We start from the raw sequence: 20,854 nt of genomic DNA on the forward strand, positions 1-20,854 counted from the left end.
TCGTATGAGTATCACAGAAACAGAAGCCCGCGCACTAGCTGCGGGGAAGCACCGGGATCCTTTTCGGGCTCTTGGCCCCAGTGAAGATGGACGCCGGGTAGTCGCCCTCGTCCCCGGTGCCCAGCGTATCTGGGCTGTCAACGACACCGATCAGCGCGAGCTGCTTCGTGTCGTTGACGACCTACCGGTTTTCGAGGGGGAGTCTGTTCCCTACTACCGGCTGCGTATCGAGTGGCCCGGCGGCCAGCAGGTCGAGCGGGAAGACCCCTACCGTTTCGGCCCCGTCCTGGGCGATATGGACGAGTACCTGCTGGCTGAAGGCCGCCACGAGCAGCTGTGGCGTGCCCTGGGGGCTCACCTAATGGAGCACGAGAAGGTCCCCGGGGTGCACTTTGCGGTCTGGGCACCGAACGCCTCCCGGGTATCGGTGGTAGGTTCCTTCAATGACTGGAATGGCACCGCCCACCCCATGCGGTCCCGCGGCTCAACGGGCGTCTGGGAAATTTTTATCCCCGGGGTTGAGGAAGGAACGGTCTACAAGTACGAGATCGTCGATGCGAACGGCAGCGTCCTTCCCCTCAAAGCTGACCCTGTAGGGTTCGGGGCTGAGCTGCCGCCCGCTACGGCGTCGGTTGTGCGCGATATCGACGCGCATACCTGGCAGGACGCTCAGTGGTTAGCTACCCGGGAGCAGGCCGGTGCGCCGGATGCCCCCGTGAGCGTTTACGAGGTTCACCTCGGCTCCTGGCGGGCTGAGGGCTGGAGTGAGCTCATCGACTATGTCGATGATCTAGGGTTTACCCACATTGAGGTTTTGCCGATTACCGAGCACCCCTTCGACGGCTCCTGGGGCTACCAGCCTGTGGGGATGTACGCCCCCACGGTGCGGTACGGCCTGCCCCGCGATTTCCAGTCCTTTGTGGACGCCGCCCACCAGCGCGGCATCGGCGTCATCGCCGACTGGGTTCCCGGGCATTTCCCGGCGGACGCCCACGGCCTGGCTCGGTTCGACGGTACCGCCCTGTACGAACACCAGAACCCTCAAGAGGGGTACCACCCCGACTGGAACACCCTGATTTATAACTACGGCCGACCGGAAGTGGCTGGCCATCTGCGGTCTAATGCCCTGTACTGGCTGCAGGAATATCACCTCGACGGGCTGCGCGTGGACGCCGTAGCATCGATGATTCACCGCAACTACTCCCGTAAGGACGGCGAGTGGGTACCGAATAAGGACGGCGGCGTAGAGAACTATGAGGCTATTGACTTCCTGAAAACCACCAATGACGCCGTCAACCGTCACTGCGACGGGGCCGTCATGATCGCTGAAGAATCGACGACCTTCCCCGGGGTCACCCGCAGTACCGAACACAACGGGCTGGGCTTTGACTACAAGTGGAGCCTGGGCTGGATGAACGACTCACTCAAATATTTCGGTCTAGACCCGGTCTACCGTAAGTATCACTCCGACCTGCTGACCTTCGGGCTCACCTATATCTTCAGCGAACGGTTCATGCTGCCCATCAGCCACGATGAGGTCGTTCACGGTAAAGGTTCCCTCTACGGGCGTATGCCCGGCAGCCACGCTGAAAAACTGGGTAATCTCAAAGCCTTCTTGGCCTACATGTGGGCCTACCCCGGTAAAAAGCTCCTCTTCATGGGTCAAGAATTTGGCCAGCCCTCTGAGTGGGCCTACCAGGGGGAGCTGGACTGGGGCGTGCTCGATGACCCCGGGCACGCGGGCGTCCTGAACCTGGTTCGAGATCTCAACTCCCTCTACCGCTCCCAGCCCGCCCTGCACCGGCGGGACTGCGACGGGCGCGGATTCCAGTGGCTGCTCGTCGACGCAGTTGACGAGCAGGTCTACGCATGGCTTCGCAGGGGAGAGGACGGCGACCCCCACGTGGTGGTAGTCCTGAACCTAACCCCGGTAGAACGCGACGGCTACCGAGTTCCTTTCCCCCTGCCAGGGCGCTGGCTTGAAGCGCTCAACACAGACTCCGCTCATTACCACGGCGGCGACCGCGGGCACGCAGGTGCTATCGAAACAGAACCCGTCCCCATGGGTACCGAAGCACAATCTGCGCTCCTGAAACTTCCTCCCCTTTCAGTTATCTATTTTGTAGAGGACACCACCCATGAGTCAGCCTGATACCGCACAGGGCACGACACTACCCCCGCACCGCCTAGCCAGCCAGGCTATGGCCTTCGTTCTAGCCGGTGGCCGAGGATCCCGACTAGAGGAACTCACTGACCGCCGGTCTAAACCCGCGGTTCACTTCGGCGGTAAAGCCCGTATCATCGACTTCCCACTCTCGAATGCCTACAACTCGGGCATTCGCAAAATGGCGGTTGCAACCCAGTACAAGGCGCACTCGCTGATCCGCCACATGCAGCGCGGCTGGAGCTTCTTTAGAGCAGAGCGCAACGAATACCTCGATATTCTGCCTGCCAGCCAGCGAGTCTCAGAGAGCCAGTGGTACCTGGGTACCGCTGACGCTATCTACCAGAACATCGACATCGTTGATGACTACGGCGTGGAATACATCGTGGTGCTGGCCGGTGACCATATCTACAAGATGGACTACTCGATCATGCTTGAGCAGCACGTTCGAACCAATGCTGATGTCACCATCGCCTGCCTGACCGTGCCCCGTGAAGAAGCCAGTGCTTTTGGCGTTATGGCGGTTGATGAAAACAGCCAGATCGTTGACTTCCTTGAGAAACCTGCCGACCCTCCCTCAACTCCCGAGGATCCCGACGAGTCGCTGGTTTCAATGGGCATCTACATCTTTGACTGGGCTTTCTTGCGCGAGAAACTGATTGAGGACGCCGCCAACGAAACCTCATCCCACGACTTTGGGCACGACATCATCCCCCAGATCGTTGAGAACGGTAAGGCAGTTGCCCACCGCTTCTGCGATTCTTGCATCACCAGCGGCCTAGAAAAGCGCCCCTACTGGCGAGATGTGGGCACCATCGATTCTTTCTGGCAGGCAAATATCGACCTTACTGACTTTGAGCCGCCGCTTGACTTCTACGACCGAAACTGGCCGATTTGGACCTACGCTGAGATTACCCCTCCCGCTAAGTTCATTCACAATGAAAGAGGTAGGCGCGGTACCGCGGTGCAATCACTGATTTCGGGTGACTGCGTGATTTCGGGAGCAAGCGTGGAGAAGTCCCTGGTCTTTACCGGCGCCCGTATCCACTCTTTTGCTTCTGTCACTGAATCTGTAATTCTGCCCCACGTCGATATTGGCCGTAACGCTCATCTGACCAAGTGCGTGGTCGATAGTGATGTTACTATTCCTGAGGACCTGGTCGTGGGCGAGAACCCCGAAGAAGATGCGAAGTGGTTTACCGTTTCACCGGGCGGGGTAACTCTGATTACCCAAAAAATGCTGAACCAGCGTGAAGAAGCTCTAAGAAAGTAGAAGAGATATGGCACGACGTGTAAAACGCGTTCTTTCGGTTGCCTCAGAATGTGCCCCACTGATTAAAACGGGGGGTCTTGCCGATGTGGTGGGTGCTCTGCCTGCCGCCCTGGAGCCCTTTGGGTGGAAGAGCAAGGTGCTGCTTCCTGCCTACCCCGGTCTCTTAGAGAGGCTAGGACGCGGCACCCGAGTTTGGCGTGACGAGGACCTTTTCGGCGGGCCCGCTGCCGTCATTCGTGGGACTATCGACGGTCTCAACGTGCTTCTGCTCGATGCGCCCCACCTCTTTAATAGGGACGGAGGCCCGTACTCTGCCGACGGAAGAGACTACCCGGATAACCACGTCCGCTTCGCTGCTCTTTCGTGGGTTGCCTCTCAGATTGCCCAGCACGGTACTAGCGACCGCTGGAAGCCCGATCTGGTGCATGCCCACGACTGGCAGGCAGGGCTAACCCCCTCGTATCTCAAGTATGCCGGTGCGCAGGTACCCACCGTGATGACCGTGCATAACATCGCCTTCCAGGGGGTTGTAGGGGCCGATCAGCTGGACTATCTGCGCCTTCCCACCTGGGATTTCACCCCGGATTCCCTGGAATACCACGGCCTGCTCTCAACCCTGAAGGCGGGCATGGTGCACGCGTCGCGCCTGACGACGGTGAGCCCCAGCTACGCGCAGGAGCTCACATCACCCGACTTCGGCTTCGGCCTTGAGGGAGTTGTGGCAGCGCGTCGCGATCGAGGTGAGCTAGAGGGAATTATCAACGGGGTAGATACCGAGGTGTGGGACCCCGCAACTGACCCGGCTATCGTGCCCTACACCGCGGCAAACCCTGCTGATAAGGACGTCAACCGTCAACGCCTCCTCGATGAATTCGGTCTTGACGCTCCGTCGGGGCCCCTGGCGGTAGTAGTAACCCGCTTGACCCACCAGAAGGGAATAGACCTGCTGGTTGATGCTCTGCCCGGTTTCCTCGATCGGGGAGGGGCAGTAGCTATTCTCGGGTCCGGCGATGCTCACTACGAGTACGAGCTCACCCAGCTTGCTGCCCGCTACCCGGGAGCCGTTGGGCTGCGTCTAGGGTACGACGAGGGGCTGAGCCACCGTATGTACGCCGGCGGCGATGTGGTGTTGGTGCCCTCCCGCTTTGAGCCCAGCGGTCTCACCCAGATGTACGGTATGCGCTACGGCGCAGTTCCGCTGGTCGCCGCTACGGGTGGCCTGAGGGACACCGTCACCGACGCAACCCCCGAGAACCTAGAAAACGGCACCGCCACTGGTTTCACCTTCGGTGACGCCCGTCTGGGAGGTGTCATCGATGCAGGTGCCCTGAGCTTCGCTCTGGGCCGTGCCATCGACCTCTACGCTGATACCGAAGCCTGGCTTAAGCTACGTCATACAGCGATGAGCACCACGGTCAGCTGGGAGAAATCAGCAGCCGAGTACGCAAGGATGTTTGATACTCTCATTGCATGAGAATTGAAGTATGGGCACCCGGAGCAAACCGGGTCTGGCTCTGTCTTTTCGATAACCAGAATCACGAAACCCGCCATGAGCTCACCAGCAAAGATGGCGAACACTGGGTAGGCGATATCGCCGGTGTGCACCCGGGAGACCGCTACGGCTTCCGGGCCACCGGCGATTCGCCTGCTTTTGCTGAAGAAAAACTATTGATCTACCCCAGTGCCCGCCTCTTAGAGGCCCCGCTGCGCTGGGATCCCCTGATGAGTGCAGATATGCCGGGCGATAGTGCCCCGGTCGTACCTAAGGGGATCGTTCTTGACGATAACCCCCAGGGCCCGGACCCGGCGTCCAACCGACCAGCCGTACCCTGGGACGAGACCGTTATCTACGAGGCCCACGTCAAGGGGCTCACTCAGCTGCACCCCGATATTGCCCCCGATCTGCGCGGCAGCTATGCCGCTCTCGCAGAGCCTGCTCTCATCCAGCACCTGCGCACACTGGGCGTCACCACCCTTGAACTGCTCCCGGTGCAGGCCTTTATCGACGATCAGCACCTGGTGCAGCGAGACCTCACGAACTACTGGGGCTACCAGCCCATCGGTTTCTCAGCCCTTGAACCCCGCTACGCTTCCCACAGGGAAGAAGGGAACCTCAGCGCCGGTGAACGAGCCGATATCGAATTTCGAGAGGCAGTGCACACCCTGCACGAACACGGTATCGAGGTAATCCTCGATGTGGTCTTCAACCACAGTGGCGAAGGCGGGGACGAAGGGCCGATTCTTTCGATGAGGGGTCTCAACGACGCAGGCTACTACCTGCGCAACACCGACGGCGGCTACACCAACGACACCGGCACCGGGAACACCCTGGCCGTCCGTAATCCTCACGTCCTGCGTCTGGTGCTTGACTCCCTCCGTCATTTCGCCACCCGCTACGGTGTGGACGGGTTCCGTTTTGACCTGGCCACCACCCTGGGTAGAACCGAGACCGGTTTTAGCGCGCAGGCGGCTTTCTTCCAGGCCGTTAGCCAGGACCCCGTGCTCCGTTCTCTCAAGATGATTGCTGAGCCCTGGGACATCGGCCCCGGTGGCTACCAGCTGGGGCACTTCCCTCACCCCTGGCGGGAATGGAACGACTCCTTCCGCGATGGGGTGCGCCGGGCCTGGCGCAAAGACACCGACACGATGGGGCTGCTGGCTTCTGCCCTCTTGGGTACCGCTGGCCGGTTCGACCACAGCGGCCGTCCGGCTACGGCATCCATCAACTTCCTCACCGCTCACGACGGCTTTACCCTGCAAGACCTTGTGAGTTACGCCCATAAGCACAACGAGGCTAACGGGGAAGATAACCGGGACGGGCACAACGATAACCACAGTGACAACCTGGGCGTTGAAGGCCCTACCGATGACCCCGTTCTTCTCGACCGCCGAGACCGCCGTGTCAGAGCTCTGCTGGCAACGCTCCTGCTTTCCCAGGGCGTGCCGATGCTGCTGGCGGGCGATGAACTCGGTAACAGCCAGCTGGGCAACAACAATGCCTACTGCCAAGATAACGAGATCACCTGGCTGGACTGGCAACAGGCAGATACTGACCTGACCGCCTACGTTGCTGCCCTGACCGAACTGCGTCGCCGCTTCGTCCAGCTCCGGCAAAACACCTTTGTACACGATGACCGAGTAACCTGGTGGCATGCCGACGGCAGCCCCGTCCAGGGGGCCGACTGGCACAGCGAAGGGTTCGACTGCTTCCAGATGATGCTGGGAGATGACGACTCAGGCTACCTGCTGGTCGTTGTGAACGTAGGGGGCCAGTGCGACCTTGTACTGCCTGAGCACCCTCAGGGCCTTGAATGGGCACTTGAACTCTCATCAGACCCCGAGAGTGAGCACCCCCTGGGTGCTCAGACGGTCAAGGTGTTTTCAGCGCAGACCGCGGAGTAGCCCTACCGACCCAAGCCCGCGTAGTCCCAGCCAGCTGACTGCCAGGCGTCCTTATCCAGGGCGTTGCGGCCGTCAATAACGCGGGGGCGCTCAACCAGCGACGCTACGCGGGCAGGGTCGAGCCCTACAAAGTCTTGCCATTCGGTGAGTAGTAGAACGAGCTCGGCCCCTGCTAGGGCCTGCTCAGGGTCAAGGACGCCGGTCAGCTGGGGGTAGCGGTCGGCAACGCCGGGTAGGGCTTCGGGGTCGCTGATGGTGACCGCTGCACCGGCATCCGCCAGGCGCAGGGCTACCTCGAGTGCCGGTGAGTCGCGGATGTCATCACTGTTGGGCTTAAACGCTGCGCCGAGGACGGTGATGCGGGCTCCCTCAATCTCTCCACCGAAGGCCTTAATAGACTCGGTGACAACCCGGTCGCGGCGGCGCTGGTTAATGGCGTCGATGTCTCTGAGGAAGCTCACCGCATCCTGGACTCCCAGTTCTTCGGCTCGTGCCATAAAGGCACGGATATCCTTGGGTAGGCAGCCGCCGCCAAAGCCCACACCGGCACGCAGGAATTTATTGCCGATACGCTCGTCGTAGCCGATGGCATGAGCTAGCTCGGTTACATCGCCCCCGGTAGCTTCGCAGAGTTCGGCCATGGCGTTGATGAAGGAAATCTTGGTCGCAAGAAATGAGTTTGCCGCTACCTTGACCAGTTCAGCGGTGGGGTAGTTGGTCTTAATCTGGGGTATGCCGTCAGCCAGCAGGGGAGCGTAAACGGCGTCGAGGGCTTGTGCTCCTGCCTGGGCCGCTTGGGGGTGGGTGGGAAGTCCGTAGACCAGGCGGTCGGGGCGCAGGGTATCTTGTACCGCGAAGCCTTCGCGCAAGAATTCGGGGTTCCAGAGCAGTACCGCCCCTGCCTGCTCAGCGCGTTCAGCGAGACGGCTGGCTGTGCCGACCGGGACGGTCGATTTGCCCACGATAACGGTAGCAGGACGCCCGGGCTCAGCTGCTGCTTTTTTCTCGGCGGGGATCGCATCGAGAATCATGTCGAGGGCTGATTCGACGTAAGAGAGGTTAGCTGCCTTGCCCGATTCTGACTGCGGTGTGCCCACGGCAATGAAGTGAACGTCAATATCGGCAAGAGCGTTACTGGCCGGTGCCAGGGCGAAGCTGAGTTTCCCGCTCTGGAGGGATGCGGTGAGAAGTTCGGGAAAGCCTGGTTCAAAGAAAGGGGCTTTACCGGAAGAGAGGGTTTCGATTTTGTGGGGGTCAACGTCAATCCCGAGGGTTTGGTGACCCAGGTGGGCCATCGCTGCTGCGTGGACGGCGCCGAGGTAGCCGCAGCCAATAACAGAAATTTTCATGGTGTGTTTCTTTCGTGTGGGGTTAGAGGTGGGTCAGAGTGTGCTCGGCCCAGGTATCTAGCCAGCGGTAGGCGGTAGGTCTGAAGCTATAGACACAGGCGATGCGGGCACGGGCTACCTGCCGATAGAGGTCAAGTCGTTGGGGGCTGATGCCAGCTTCGGAGGCTAGGGTTTCGAGGAGCTGACTGATGCTGTGGGAGAAATCTGGTTGATAGATTCCCTGAACAGCCCGCAGCTCAAGATGTGCCAGCAGGTTACCTAGATCGAGGGCGGCTTCGCCGTAGGCGGCCGTGTCGAGATCGATGAGCGCCAGTGACGACCCGTTCCACAGCAGCTGCTTATCGTGAAGGTCGCGGTGCACCAGCACATAGTTATCGTCCGGGGCATCCGACGTCAGCTCAGAGAGCAGCCTGTCGATATGAAGCAGGAGCTGCTGCCCCGATTCGAGCGAAGCGAAAGAACCGAACGCTACTACATGCTGTTTCCACTGCTCCAGAACCCGAGCTTCCTGCTCCTTGCCGTGAGTAGCCGGGCTGAAGACTCCGGAGACTGCGGGAAGCCCAACACCGCTCCGGTAGGCTCTAGCTACCCGAGCCAGGAACTCCGGCCATATTCCGGTGAACCTGACCCAGGCGTCCTGCCCCTGATCTGCCCAGTCAAACAGGGATTGACCCGGCAGGAGCGAAAAGTCCAGGTGACCGGTGCCGGTAGCGAGTACCCGGGCCACAGAAAATCCGCTGGAGGCCGCTAACCCACCCACAGCTTCGGACGCTAGGGCGACCTGAGCTACCTTTGAAGGCTTCAGATGCTTAGAAACTTTCTGGGGGTGCCGCACCACAGCCCGTTTCCCCGCCCGGTGCACCAGGAGCTGGGCGTCAGGAGCCGAGCTATCGGCGGCAAGCGCCGGTAGCTTCGGGTCGGTACCGACAGGGGAGAGCAGCCTGATGTCGCCGTCTACATCGATGGTGCCCGCCCTCAGCTGATTTGTGCGAGCATCCACTAACTCGAACGTCAGGCCACCGGCGGAGCCGGGCCAAGCCCGTGTGACGGTGCTGCCAGCAGGAAGGAGGTCTGATGCTGCGCCGCTGAGTAGCTGCGAAAAGGCAGGGGAGTGCTTCATAGGAGGTTCTCGATTCGTGCCAGATTACGGGCAATATCAACACGCCAGGTGGGACTAGCCCGCCTCAGCGGCTCAACCACTTTCAGGGCAAGCGCATGGGCGCTTCCCAGGAGCAAATCTTCGGGCGAGATCCTTGCCCCACCGGCTGCCCGGTAACCCTCTAAAAAGGCGGCGGAAGCCTGCGGGGAACTGGTAGAGCAGTAGGAGCCCACGTCAAGGGCAGCTGGCCCCATATGAGACCGGTCAAAATCTGTCAGCCACAGCTGATTCCCCTCGTCAGTAATGACCTGGTCAGGTGAGGCATCCCCGTGCAGCAAAACCAGCGGACCATCAACCGGCGGAAGAGCCCTAGCTAGGCGCCGACACCTGCCCGCAAGCTCCGCATCAAGAGACTCTAAGACCGCAGCATGTACCGACAGCTGCCGAGACCCGCTGCTGCCAGCGTCAGCTGAAGGGGCTTTCTCCTCCAGCGCTCGCATGAGGGTAGCGGGCAGAGTAAGGACGCTGGCGTGGAGCTTGGCAAAGAGTTCACCAGCAGCCGCTGCCTGCTGCTCGGTCTGAGCACTGGCGAGGTCACGAGTACCCACATACTCGAGGGCAGGAAGACCGGTATCAGCTGAAGGCTCCAGCAGGGGAGGCACCGGCAAGTAGCCACTCACGAAACGGTGAACCGCTGTATCGGGTATCTGCCCACCAGCTAGCACCCGCTCTACCCGGCGTCCGCGCAGGACCACGAGACGGCGGGCAGGGTTATATCTTAGGATGCGGGGGCTCACCTGCCCGGACCCGGCAGGTGGTTCTAGGGCACCGGTTACCTGTAACGTCTCCATGAGCTTCGGGTCAGACAGAATCTGCCCGTACTGCACCACGGAACCCGCCTCAAAGCCACGAGACCCGATCGCACCTGTGCTCTGGGCAGCTACCGGGAAGAAACCCGGTGCCAGGTGCGGTAGAGCCGGACTCACCGGCGCATTGAGACCCAGCGCCTGAGCCTTAATCTCGTGGCGGGCAGCCTTTTTCGCACCTTCCGGCCACATCACGCGCAGCCAGCCTGGCGCGTCCGCACCGTCACCGGAGGTTCCCCGAAAACCAACGAGTAAAGACGTACCCGGTTTAATACGCACGGACGTCGCCTCAACCTGCTGCCCCACCTGTTCGCTGACCCAGCCGGGAGCCAATACCGCATCAAGAGCCGCTGACGTGGTTGAAGTAGCCACTAGAGACCTCCCATCCGAATGTCGTTATGATCCTTCTCGCCCGCAGAAACCCAGGTGCGGAAGACCTTGCTGGTCTTGAGCAACTCAGCCGGCGAGCCATCGAGCTGCACCTTGCCGTTCTCAAGCCAGACCACGCGGTCAGCACGCAGGGCAACCTCGGTATCGTGGGTGACCGCCAGGGTGGTCTTGCCGTCCACGAGCTGCTCAATAGCGTCCATCACCAGCCCCGCAGACTCGGGGTCAAGGCCGGTGGTTGCCTCATCGAGCACCACAATCGGTGTATCGCGCAGCAAAGCCCGCGCAATGGCGATACGCTGCCGCTGACCGCCCGACAGGGTACCGCCGCGCTCGCCGACCATGGTGTCGTAACCATCGGGTAGCTTCTCGATAAAGGGAGCGGCGTGGGCAGCGCGGGCAGCTGCCTCAATTTCCTCGTCGGTAGCATCGAACCGGCCGTAGCGGATGTTGTCACGGATACTGGCGGTAAAGAGCACAGCCTCCTGATGGAGCAGGGAAATATTGGCGCGAAGCTCCTCAATATCGGTGGTGGCAACAGTCGTCTGATCGATGCTGACGGTACCCCAGACCGGGTCCTGGGACCGGCCCAGCAGGGACACCAGGGTGGACTTGCCGGCACCCGAAGGCCCAATCACAGCCACAAATTCACCCGGCTCCACCGTCAGATTCAGGCCGCGCAGCACGGGGTTGCCCTCGTACTCGGTGTATACGTCGTGAAAGACCAGGCGACCTGTTACCTCGCCCAGAGGCTCAGGTGTCTCAAGCTGGGCGAGGTCGTTTTCCACGTCCATAAGGTCAGCGACGCGCTCGCCGCTTGCCGTAGCGCGGGCGATTCGGCCGGTGTATTTTGCCATATCGCGCAGGGGCTTCATGGTGGTTTTGAGGTAGGTGGTAAAGAGCACCAGATCCCCGATGGTCATGTGGTTTTCCATGACGCGCCAGGCGCCGCCCACCATCACGGCAGCGGTTGCAATCCCCACGATCACGTCGGTTCCGCGCTCCAGTCGCGCAGCCAGGCGGCGGGAGCGGACCCCGTCCTTCAAAGACTTCTTATTGGCCACCACGAAGCGCTGGCCGATGTGCTCCTGCAGACTGTAGGCCTGGACCACCTTAATGGAGGAAAGTGACTCCTGGGCGGTATTTGCTAGCTGGCCTTCTGCCTTGCGGGTGCGGCGGGAGGCTTGAGTGATCTTGCGGGCGGTGCCGCGGGAGATCAGCGGGAAGACGATGAGGGCTACGACCACGACCAGGGAGAGCACCGGGTCAATGACCATCATGACGATGAGCATGACGACCAAGGTGAGCATGTTAGCCATCAGAGGCAGACCTGCGGTGACCGCTACTTCTTGCAGCTTGGCTACGTCACCCACGATGCGCTGGACGGTATCTGCCGAGCGGTTGCGGGCGTGGAAGCCCTGGTGCAGGTCTTGTACGTGGTTGAAAACCCGGGCCCGCAACAGGGTCGAGGCACGGGAACCGACCAGGGTGAAGGCTACCGTAGCAAGGTAGTTGGTAAAGGCACGGAGCGCCACGATGAGGATCAGGACGAGGCCGCACCATAGGATGAGGGACCAGGACGCGGCGGGCCCGCTTTGCTGGGCACCCAGGCTCACCGACAGGGCGTCAACCACAAATTTGAGCGGCCAGGGTTCAAGCACACGAAAGGCAACCTCAAGAAGCAGGGCTAAAGTGCCACCTGCTGCCAGGGTTTTCTGCGGCTTTATATCGGGGCCGATCAGTTCAAGGGTGCGGCGCAGGGCCTTTTTCTGTATGCGTTTAGCCATCCTAGTACCCCGCCAGGCTCATGATGCGGGTGACGGCCTGCTCCCAGGAGTGCTTCTGAACAGCCAGTTCGCGGGCCCGTTTGCCGTAGCTGGCGCGGAGCTGATGATCGGCTGCCAGCTCATCGATAGCGCGGGCCAGGGCTTGCGGGTCAGAGCCGGGAACCAAGGTGCCTGCCCCCTCAATGGTTTCAGGGATCTGGCCGATACCCGTTGCTACCACGGGCAGACCGGCAGCCAGGTACTCATAGACTTTTAGAGGTGAAAAGTAGTGCTCGCTATTGTCTGAGGGAGCAGGGTAGGGGGCAACGCCGATCGCTGAGCCTGCAATGGCTGCGGGCATCTCTTCGGGGGCAATGGCACCGGCGAAATCTACCTCTAAGCCAAGCTGGGCTGCCTGGTTTTCAAGAGCTTCACGCTCGGGCCCGTCACCGAGGATGCGCAGTCTCCAGGGTTCCTTGGCCAGGGTAGCAGCCGCAATCAGGTCTGAGACGCCGTGCCAGGGCTTGAGGGTGCCCACGAAGGTGACAATCACGCCCCGGTCGCTTTCGGGAGCGGGGGTAATACGGCTGATGCTTACGCCGTTGGGCACAGTGGTTACCTGCGCTCCGGGCACCTTCTGCTCTGCCCATGAGCGCACCTGATCCGAGACAGCGATCACAGCTGAGGCTGCTCTTACCTGACGCGCTAGTGCATCGTGGGCCTGGTCTTCGTGGACGAGCACGCGGTGGGTCTTTTGCTCTTCGATCAGGGGAGCATTGACCTCCAGTACACCGGGCAGGCCGCTGTCGGCCAGGACCGTGGAGAAGAGGGAATAACGCTCGTAGACAAAGTCGGCACCCCACTCCTGGAGATCTGCCACCATGTGCGCTGCTACCTGCTGCTGGGCAATTTCGCGCTCACCGGCGTCCTTACTCTCAATGCGGTAGAGCTCAAGGGGCACACCAGCCAAATCCACGGGAACCTGCTTGCCGCTACGGGTAGCAAAAATTTTGACCTCGTGGCCACGGCCCAGTAGCTCGCGCACAACTTCCTGAATATGGACTGAAGCCCCCTTGCTACCAAAAACGGGAATGCCCGGGTCAACACAAACATAGGCAATACGCATGATTATTTCTTTCCTTCTCGATTAGAGGGCTGGTTCAAAGCAGCCAGGGCCCGGGCCTGGGAGCGGCTATCGAAAGACTGCTCGATGAGTGCGCGGGCGGCACGGGACAGCGCCAGGGTATCGACCTGACCGGTTGCTACCGCCTCGAGAGCATCAGCCAGGCCGGTAATATCTTTGGGTTCCAGTAGCAGACCGGTTTCGCGGTCGTGAACGACCTCAGGCAGACCGGTCACGCTGGTGGCAATGACCGGCGCACCGCTTGCCATGGCTTCAAGGACGACGGTGGGCAACCCGTCCATGTTGCCGTCGGCTGCCGGGATGCAGGGGGCCGCGAAGACATGGGCGTCGGCCAGCAGTGCGCAAACCTCCTGCTGGGTGAGGGGACCGGGGAAGGTAACCCTATCGCCCAGCTCTAGCTCAGCCACCTGCTGCTTGAGGGCAGGGGTCAGCTCGCCTGACCCACCCAGGGTGAGGCGGACGTCCACACCCCGCTCAACGGTGAGTTTGAGGGCGTCTAGCAGCTCGGCAAACCCCTTTTTCGTAACGTGCCTGCCGACCGCAACCACCTGCAGAGGCTGGCCGGGCTGGGGCTGAGGGGGAGTGGAGTAGGGAAAGCGGTCAAGTTCTAGAGCGTTGTACTGCAGCACGACGTTAGCGCCGGTACCTTCTAGCACCCGGTTGAGGTACCGCTGGTTGTAGCGGGAGATAGCGATCGTGTGCTGGGCATCGCCACAAATCCGGCGAAGCCAGCCCATATCAACCGACTCATGGAAAATATCTTTAGCGTGGGTTGTTACCGTGTAGGGAATACCGGTGAGCTGGTGGGCAACCCAGGCCATGCGCCCGGCCAAAGACGCAAAGTGGGCATGAAGGTGGGTAATGCCGTCCTGCTGGATGCGCTGGGCCAGCGTCACGCCCTGTAGCACGTCTGAGGCAGAAAGTTCTAGCAGCTGGGGGAGAATACGGCCAAAGCGCTCACGCATTGCTGCGGTGGGAAGGGAATGGGCGATTTGCTCCCAGAACCTAGCTGACTGGCTAGCACGCGGAATCCAGGCAACAGGTGCTTGAACCCGGGCCAGTTCGGGGTGAAAACGGGTGTCGGTGGTGGGGCGAAGAGCGTAAATATTCAGGTCTTCACCGGCAGCTTCACGCGCTAGAATTTCGGTCACCACAAAGGTCTCAGAAAACCTGGGGTAGACCTTGAGCACATAACCTATGCGGGGCATGAGTCCTCCTGAACCGGGGTAGGGCGGTGGCTACCCACCACAATTTCTGCAACAAGGGTGGCGGTGCGCCACAGGCCATCTCGTTCGATATGGGTACGATCCACCCGACGGTGAACCGCCTCCGCTAGCCAGTTTTCAGCTGCGGCGATAGTTAGCTCATGGGCCCGGCAGTAATCGACCACACCGTGATCGCTCATTGCCTGTGCCCTGATGAGCTGTTCGGTTCGCGGGGTTTCTCGGGGAACAATGAGCGCCGGCGTGCTTGATGCCAGCACCTCATTGGTGGTGTTATACCCGCCCATACACACCACAGCGGCAGCCTGATCAATATAGTGACTTAGCCCGGGCAGAGAATGCAGAACACCGGTGGCAGGGGCAGCTAACTGAACCAGACGATCAAACTTCTCGGTAGCCAGCTGGGGGCCGGTCACCACGAGATGATCGAAACCGTCGGGCACGCGCGCCTGCACGAGAATTTCTAGCAGAGCCGCGCCGTCCTCCCCACCACCGGCTGTGGTTAAAATGAAGGGCCGCTTGTGCTGAATCAGCTGGGGCGGTTCAGCTTCGCCCCGGCCGAGGGCCAGATAGCCTGTGAACTTAGCCTTATCGGCCAGCTCCTCCGGTATCTCACCCGCCTCAACCGGGTTGTGCACGGAAGGGTCGCCGTAAATCCAGAGGGAGTCGATGACCGACCTCAGGTCAGCAGGGTCTCCGTTCTTGTACCATTCGGCATGGGCTACCTGCGGGGCATCCAGCACCTCACGAAGACCAAGCACGACGTGGGCAAACGGGTTGCGCTCGCGAAGGGCCGCGAGCGGCTGCTGGAGTTCACGCATGACCCCAAAAATATGCCGGTCAATAATCACAACATCGGGGTTGAAACTCAACAGCGAGGCGTGCAGCAGCTGGGAACGTAGCTCGACCAGTAACGAGGTGGGGGCACCGAGAGAGCGGGAGGCGTACTCACCTTTTGCCTTACGAATACTCGGGATGAAAACCCAGTCAAAACCTGCTGGCAGAGGAAAGACACTGGCCTGAGGCAGCCCGGAGACCAACAGACCCGCGACAGGGCGGCCGGTGAGCTCGGGCACGGTACGCGCTATATGGTGGGCAATTGCCAGGTTTCGGCGCACATGCCCCAGCCCCTGCGAATCATGGCTGTAGAGCACAACGCGCACCGGTTCGGTGGTGTGAGTGTGGTGCATGAAGTGTGTTTCTCAAAGAGACCGGCCCCGCGAAAGGCCGGTCGACGAATGATTGTCTAAGAAACTTTACGGAGCTTTCATTAAGGGAACATGAAAATAAATCGCAGTCACTAAAGAGGGGACACAAGGACGCCGCCCACCCACCTTCTGCCTTACGGCAAGAAAGGTGCGCGGGCGGCGTCCTTATCTTGGGGAGCTAGCGGCGCCTAGCCCTGGGCGGCGGCGCGGCGCTCGTGTTCGCTGGGGTGGCCAGCTGCCCACAGGGCAGCACCCACAATGCCAGCGTTGTTCCGCAGCTGGGCCATGACCATGGGGGTGCGGATTTCATCCTCAAAGTAGGGCATAAACTTCTCGGGGTTCTTCGAGATGCCACCGCCGATGATGAACAGGTCAGGGGAGAAGAGGAACTCCACGTGGGAGAAGTAGCGCTGCAAACGCTTACCGTACTTCTTCCAGGACAGCTCGTGAATCTCACGGGCACGGGCTGAGGCACGGGACTCAGCATTGTGGCCGTCAATCTCAAGATGCCCCAGCTCGGTGTTGGGAATCAGCTGCCCGTTAATAATGAGGGCTGAACCGATACCGGTGCCCAGGGTAATCACGGCGATCAGGCCGTCCTTGTCCTTACCCTGGCCGTAGGTAGCCTCGGCCAGGCCGGCAGCGTCCGCGTCGTTCAGGGCGTAGACGGTACGTCCGCCCAGGGCCTCGCTCATGATGCCCTCAAGGTCAGCACCAATCCAGGACTCGTGCACATTCGCAGCAGAAAGGGTAACACCGTTCTTCACGATGGCGGGGAAGTCGATACCGATAGCCGCATCGGGCAGGGGAGCAAGCTCACGGCCCTGCAGCTCATCAACGATTTCACGAACCACAGATGCGCAGGCCTCGGGGGTGGCAGGCTGCGGGGTGGGGATGCGGAAGCGCTCGCCCACCAGCTGGCCGGTGCGGATATCAACGATACCGCCCTTCATGCCGGTGCCTCCGATATCGATACCGATAACCAGGTCAGCTGCGGTAGGTGCCGGGACCTCGGGGGTGACTGCGTCAGTCATGAGCGCTCCTTTGAGAGTGATGGTGTTTAGGGCAGGGTAAGGATGTCAACGCCGTCGGCGGTGACAACCATGGTGTGTTCAAACTGGGCGGTACGCTTGCGATCGCGGGTAACGACGGTCCAGTCGTCCTCCCACATATCCCATTCGATAGTGCCCAGGGTGAGCATGGGTTCAATGGTGAAAATCATGCCCTCTTCGATGACGGTGTTGTAGGCAGGGGCCGCATCGTAGTGGGGGATAATCAGGCCGGAGTGGAATTCACGGCCCACACCGTGACCGGTAAAGTCACGCACCACGCCGTAGCCAAAGCGGGCGGCGTACTTTTCGATGACGCGCCCGATGACGTTGATTTCGCGGCCGGGGCGTACCGCCTTCATGGCGCGGTTCAGGGCCTCTTCGGTGCGCTCAACCAGCAGGCGGGACTCTTCATCCACATCCCCAACGAGCAGGGTGCGGTTGGTGTCACCGTGCATATCGTGCAGGTAGGCGGTCACGTCGAGGTTGAGAATATCGCCGTCTTCAAGCACGGTGGAGTCGGGGATACCGTGGCAGATGACCTCGTTCAGCGAGGTGCACACGCTCTTGGTGAAGCCGCGGTAGTCAACGGTTGAGGGGTAGGCCCCGTGGTCGCAGATGTATTCGTGCACCAAGACGTCGATGTCGTTGGTGGTGGTGCCGGGAACAGCGATCTTTTCAGCTTCAACAATGGCACCGGCGGCAATTTTGCCGGCCGCCCGCACCTTTTCTACTTCTTCGGGGGTGTAGAAGTTTGAGCCCTGACCCTCGTTGGCTTCGGGCTTGCCCACGTATTCGGGGCGGACGATGTGCGCCGGTACCGGGCGCATGGGGGCTACAACGCCGGGCGTTAGGTTGCCCACGGGGGCTTTACCCGGCTCAGCGGGGAGGTTGTGGCTGTTAGATGATGTCGACATGCCTTCTAGCTTATCCGCTGCGCACCGGCTGGCCCGCCTAGGAGCGTTGCCAAAAGCTGTATCTTTTGCCTAACCGGGCGTAAAGTGGTGCGTGCAACATTCTATAAGAGAGAAGGCAGCACAATGTCACTGAACGACTACACCCCCGGCCCCCACGACACCCAGTACTGGTACAACCTGAGCACCGGCCAGGTCGAAGAGGGCCAGCAGTCCAAAATCACCGAGCTCTGGGGCCCCTTCAGCACCCGCGAAGAAGCAGAGCATGCCATGGAGAAGGCGAAGAAGCGCAACGAAGAATGGGACGAGGGTAAGGACGCCTGGTAAGGAAGGAATTTTTCACTAGCGTTGAGAAAGCTGACCCGGGCTCGCAGCGAAGCTGATGGCTCGGGGCTGGCGTGAATCACGTGTGAGCGCTAGCGAACCCGTGAGAGGGTCGGCAGCGAGCGCGAGCCCCGGGTTAGCTACCTCCCCAACTCTTGGCAACGCAGAATTTTTAACTGTCGAACCTGTGTTCCGCCGCCGGGTAGGCGCCTGAGCGCACGTCTGCCCGGTAGGCGCTTGCTCCCTCAAAGAGGGTGTCGTAGAGGTTGGCGTACTGCTTGACGAAGCGGGCCATCTTGCCCTGGCGCAGCCCGAAGGCGTCCTGCCAGACGAGCACCTGCCCGCTGACGTCCGCGCCCGCCCCGATACCGATGATGGGGATGCGCACTGAGGCGTCGATGTCGGCGGCAACATCGGAGCGGGTCATTTCCATGAGCAGGCAGAAGGCACCGGCTTCTTCGAGGGCCAGGGCTGTGTCTTTGAGCGCCTGACCGCCGTCGCGGCCCTGCACCCGGTAGCCGCCGAGGGCGTGTTCAGACTGGGGCGTGAAGCCGATGTGAGCCATCACGGGTATGCCCGCTGCAACCATGGCGCGCACGTGGTCTACGTGGTGGGCGGTGGCTTCCATTTTGACCGCGTGCGCTCCGCCTTCTTTCATGAAGCGCACGGCGGTTGCTACGGCCTGGACGGGGGATTGCTCGTAGGAGCCAAAGGGCAGGTCAGCGACGACCATAGCCCGCTTGGCTGCGGTAGAAACAGCTTTGACCAGGGGAATCATCTCGTCAACGGTAATGGTGAGGGTTGATTCGTGCCCCAGCACATTGTTGCCCGCAGAGTCGCCAATGAGCAGCAGTTCGATGCCGGCCCGGTCGAAGATGGTGGCGGTCAGGGCGTCGTAGCTGGTGAGCATGGCGAACTTTTCACCGGCGTCCTTGGCCTGCTGCAGGTGCACGGTGCGCACCTTTTTGACGGCGAGGACGCTTGCCTCAGCGTCCTGAGGGGTATTGGCGGGGGTGGGGTTTGAGGACCCGTAGGGTGCTGTTTCTTCGTTGAGCATGCTTTAACTCTAGTAGCCTGCAGGCGCACCGCAACCGGAGCGGGCCCGCTTTATCTCAGTCGGTGAAAGAAATGTTTAAAACACGTTACTGTTACCGGGGTCAGAGCGTGCCAGGTGGGCACGCGAGGCGGTTACGTTCTAGAGTTGATGCTAAGGATTCGTTTGCCCGCCCACCGGGGTGCGGGCGCCACCTTTAGACATGAACGGATAGGTTACATGGATCGTCAGCAAGAATTCGTTTTGCGCACCATCGAAGAGCGCAATGTGCGTTTCGTCCGCCTCTGGTTTACCGATGTGGTGGGCCAGCTTAAGTCTGTTGCTATTGCACCGGCTGAGGTTGAGAGCGCCTTTGACGAGGGTATCGGTTTTGACGGTTCATCGATTGAGGGCCTGTCTCGCGTGTACGAGTCAGATATGCTGCTGCAGCCTGACCCCTCCACCTTCCAGGTGCTGCCCTGGCGCGGGGATGAAGAGCCGACCTCCCGTATGTTCTGCGATATTCTCACCCCCGACGGGGAGCCTAGTGCCTCAGATACCCGCGGCGTGCTCAAGAACGTTCTCTCTAAGGCAGCGGGTATGGGCTTTACCTGCTACACCTCACCCGAAATTGAGTTTTACCTGCTCAAGTCAAAGGAACTGGGCCCCAGCGGCTTCCCCGAACCGGTCGACTCCGAAAGCTACTTCGACCACACTCCCGGCGGCGTGGTGCAGGACTTCCGCCGCAAGGCAGTGACCACCCTGGAAGAAATCGGCATCTCGGTGGAGTTCTCCCACCACGAGACCGGCCCCGGCCAGAACGAAATCGACCTGCGCCACGCCGATGCCCTGCAGACCGCCGATAACATCATGAGCTTCCGCACCGTGATCAAGGAAGTCGCCCTCTCCCAGGGCATCTACGCCACCTTCATGCCCAAGCCCTTCACCGAGCACGCAGGCTCCGGCATGCACACCCACTTCTCCCTCTTCGAGGGCGACACCAACGCTTTCTTTGAGGCAGGAGCTGAGTACCAGCTCTCCCGCACCGCCAAGCACTTTATCGCCGGCGTCCTGCGCCACGCCCCCGAGTTCACCTCGGTCACCAACCAGTTCGTCAACTCTTACAAGCGCCTGTGGGGCGGCGGTGAGGCCCCCTCCTACGTTTCCTGGGGTCACAATAACCGCTCCGCCCTGGTGCGGGTTCCCCTCTACAAGCCCAACAAGATGCAGTCAGCCCGTATGGAGTACCGCGGTATCGACTCAGCTGCCAACCCCTACCTGGCCTACGCCGTCATCCTGGCAGCTGGCCTCAAGGGTATCGAAAACGAGTACGAGCTGCCCAGCGCCGCCGTCACCGAAGACATCTCGGCGATGACCAGCGCAGAACGCCGCGCTATGGGCTACCACGCCCTGCCGTCCTCTCTCCACGACGCTATCCACCGCACCGAAGAATCAGAGTTCATGGCCGAAACCCTGGGCGAGCAGGTCTTTGACCAATTCCTGCGCAACAAGCGCCGCGACTGGAACGCCTTCCGCGCCGAAGTAACCCCCTACGAACTCAAGAACAATCTCGGTATCCTCTAGTGCCCGTATGCAGGCGCAACACCACAGACGGTGTTGCGCCTGCTGTAATTAATACCTAAGGAGACAGCG

At 60.9% G+C, this 20,854-nt stretch carries 16 protein-coding genes; 6 read left to right on the forward strand and 10 right to left on the reverse strand.

The window, feature by feature from the left end:
• Positions 1–4 precede the first annotated feature (4 nt).
• Genes glgB through glgX form a run of 4 tightly spaced genes read left to right on the forward strand, consistent with a single transcriptional unit; the run spans position 5 to position 6,839 of the window.
• Complete coding sequence (glgB, locus tag L6758_RS00480; RefSeq protein ID WP_237205034.1) at positions 5–2,152, forward strand: 1,4-alpha-glucan branching protein GlgB; 2,148 nt, start codon at positions 5–7, stop codon at positions 2,150–2,152.
• Entirely contained in the window at positions 2,139–3,437 is a 1,299-nt protein-coding gene (gene glgC / locus L6758_RS00485) for a glucose-1-phosphate adenylyltransferase (protein ID WP_237195348.1), read from the forward strand. Before glgB ends, glgC begins: the two co-directional genes overlap by 14 nt.
• A 7-nt stretch (positions 3,438–3,444) precedes the next feature.
• Complete coding sequence (gene glgA / locus L6758_RS00490; protein WP_237198417.1) at positions 3,445–4,911, forward strand: glycogen synthase GlgA; 1,467 nt, start codon at positions 3,445–3,447, stop codon at positions 4,909–4,911.
• Positions 4,908–6,839: a glycogen debranching protein GlgX gene (gene glgX, locus L6758_RS00495; protein WP_237205035.1), complete on the forward strand. Its 1,932-nt coding sequence runs from the start codon at positions 4,908–4,910 to the stop codon at positions 6,837–6,839. The genes glgA and glgX overlap by 4 nt, the downstream gene beginning before the upstream one ends.
• A 2-nt stretch (positions 6,840–6,841) precedes the next feature.
• Here the strand turns inward: glgX and L6758_RS00500 are convergent, their stop codons facing one another.
• From L6758_RS00500 to map, 9 genes are all read right to left on the reverse strand, one after another.
• On the reverse strand, positions 6,842–8,188 hold the full coding sequence (locus L6758_RS00500) for a UDP-glucose dehydrogenase family protein (RefSeq protein WP_237205036.1): 1,347 nt from the start codon (positions 8,186–8,188) through the stop codon (positions 6,842–6,844).
• A 22-nt stretch (positions 8,189–8,210) separates the two neighbouring features.
• Positions 8,211–9,308 (reverse strand): phosphotransferase, encoded by a 1,098-nt coding sequence (locus L6758_RS00505; protein ID WP_237205037.1) that lies wholly within the window; start codon positions 9,306–9,308, stop codon positions 8,211–8,213.
• Complete coding sequence (locus tag L6758_RS00510) at positions 9,305–10,525, reverse strand: phosphotransferase family protein (protein WP_237205038.1); 1,221 nt, start codon at positions 10,523–10,525, stop codon at positions 9,305–9,307. Before L6758_RS00510 ends, L6758_RS00505 begins: the two co-directional genes overlap by 4 nt.
• Positions 10,525–12,327 (reverse strand): ABC transporter ATP-binding protein, encoded by a 1,803-nt coding sequence (locus L6758_RS00515; protein WP_237205039.1) that lies wholly within the window; start codon positions 12,325–12,327, stop codon positions 10,525–10,527. The genes L6758_RS00510 and L6758_RS00515 overlap by 1 nt, the downstream gene beginning before the upstream one ends.
• Before the next feature lies 1 nt (position 12,328).
• Entirely contained in the window at positions 12,329–13,432 is a 1,104-nt protein-coding gene (locus tag L6758_RS00520; RefSeq protein WP_237205040.1) for a glycosyltransferase family 4 protein, read from the reverse strand.
• A gap of 2 nt (positions 13,433–13,434) precedes the next feature.
• Positions 13,435–14,658: a glycosyltransferase gene (locus L6758_RS00525; protein ID WP_237205041.1), complete on the reverse strand. Its 1,224-nt coding sequence runs from the start codon at positions 14,656–14,658 to the stop codon at positions 13,435–13,437.
• Positions 14,646–15,863 (reverse strand): glycosyltransferase family protein, encoded by a 1,218-nt coding sequence (locus tag L6758_RS00530; RefSeq protein WP_237195365.1) that lies wholly within the window; start codon positions 15,861–15,863, stop codon positions 14,646–14,648. Before L6758_RS00530 ends, L6758_RS00525 begins: the two co-directional genes overlap by 13 nt.
• A gap of 206 nt (positions 15,864–16,069) precedes the next feature.
• Complete coding sequence (gene ppgK, locus L6758_RS00535; protein ID WP_185173136.1) at positions 16,070–16,915, reverse strand: polyphosphate--glucose phosphotransferase; 846 nt, start codon at positions 16,913–16,915, stop codon at positions 16,070–16,072.
• Between the two features lie 26 nt (positions 16,916–16,941).
• Complete coding sequence (map, locus tag L6758_RS00540; RefSeq protein ID WP_237195367.1) at positions 16,942–17,847, reverse strand: type I methionyl aminopeptidase; 906 nt, start codon at positions 17,845–17,847, stop codon at positions 16,942–16,944.
• 123 nt (positions 17,848–17,970) lie between these two features.
• On the opposite strand from map, the gene L6758_RS00545 reads away from it, so the two are divergent.
• Positions 17,971–18,171, forward strand: coding sequence for an SPOR domain-containing protein (locus L6758_RS00545; RefSeq protein WP_237205042.1), 201 nt, complete (start codon positions 17,971–17,973; stop codon positions 18,169–18,171).
• A gap of 169 nt (positions 18,172–18,340) precedes the next feature.
• On the opposite strand, the gene panB is transcribed toward L6758_RS00545, so the two are convergent.
• Entirely contained in the window at positions 18,341–19,225 is an 885-nt protein-coding gene (gene panB, locus L6758_RS00550) for a 3-methyl-2-oxobutanoate hydroxymethyltransferase (protein WP_237205043.1), read from the reverse strand.
• 216 nt (positions 19,226–19,441) lie between these two features.
• Here panB and glnA point away from each other — a divergent pair, with 216 nt between their 5' ends.
• On the forward strand, positions 19,442–20,785 hold the full coding sequence (gene glnA / locus L6758_RS00555) for a type I glutamate--ammonia ligase (RefSeq protein WP_237198424.1): 1,344 nt from the start codon (positions 19,442–19,444) through the stop codon (positions 20,783–20,785).
• Positions 20,786–20,854: the final 69 nt, after the last annotated feature.

This window comes from Rothia nasimurium, assembly GCF_928382285.1.
GTDB classification, from domain to species: domain Bacteria; phylum Actinomycetota; class Actinomycetes; order Actinomycetales; family Micrococcaceae; genus Rothia; species Rothia nasimurium_E.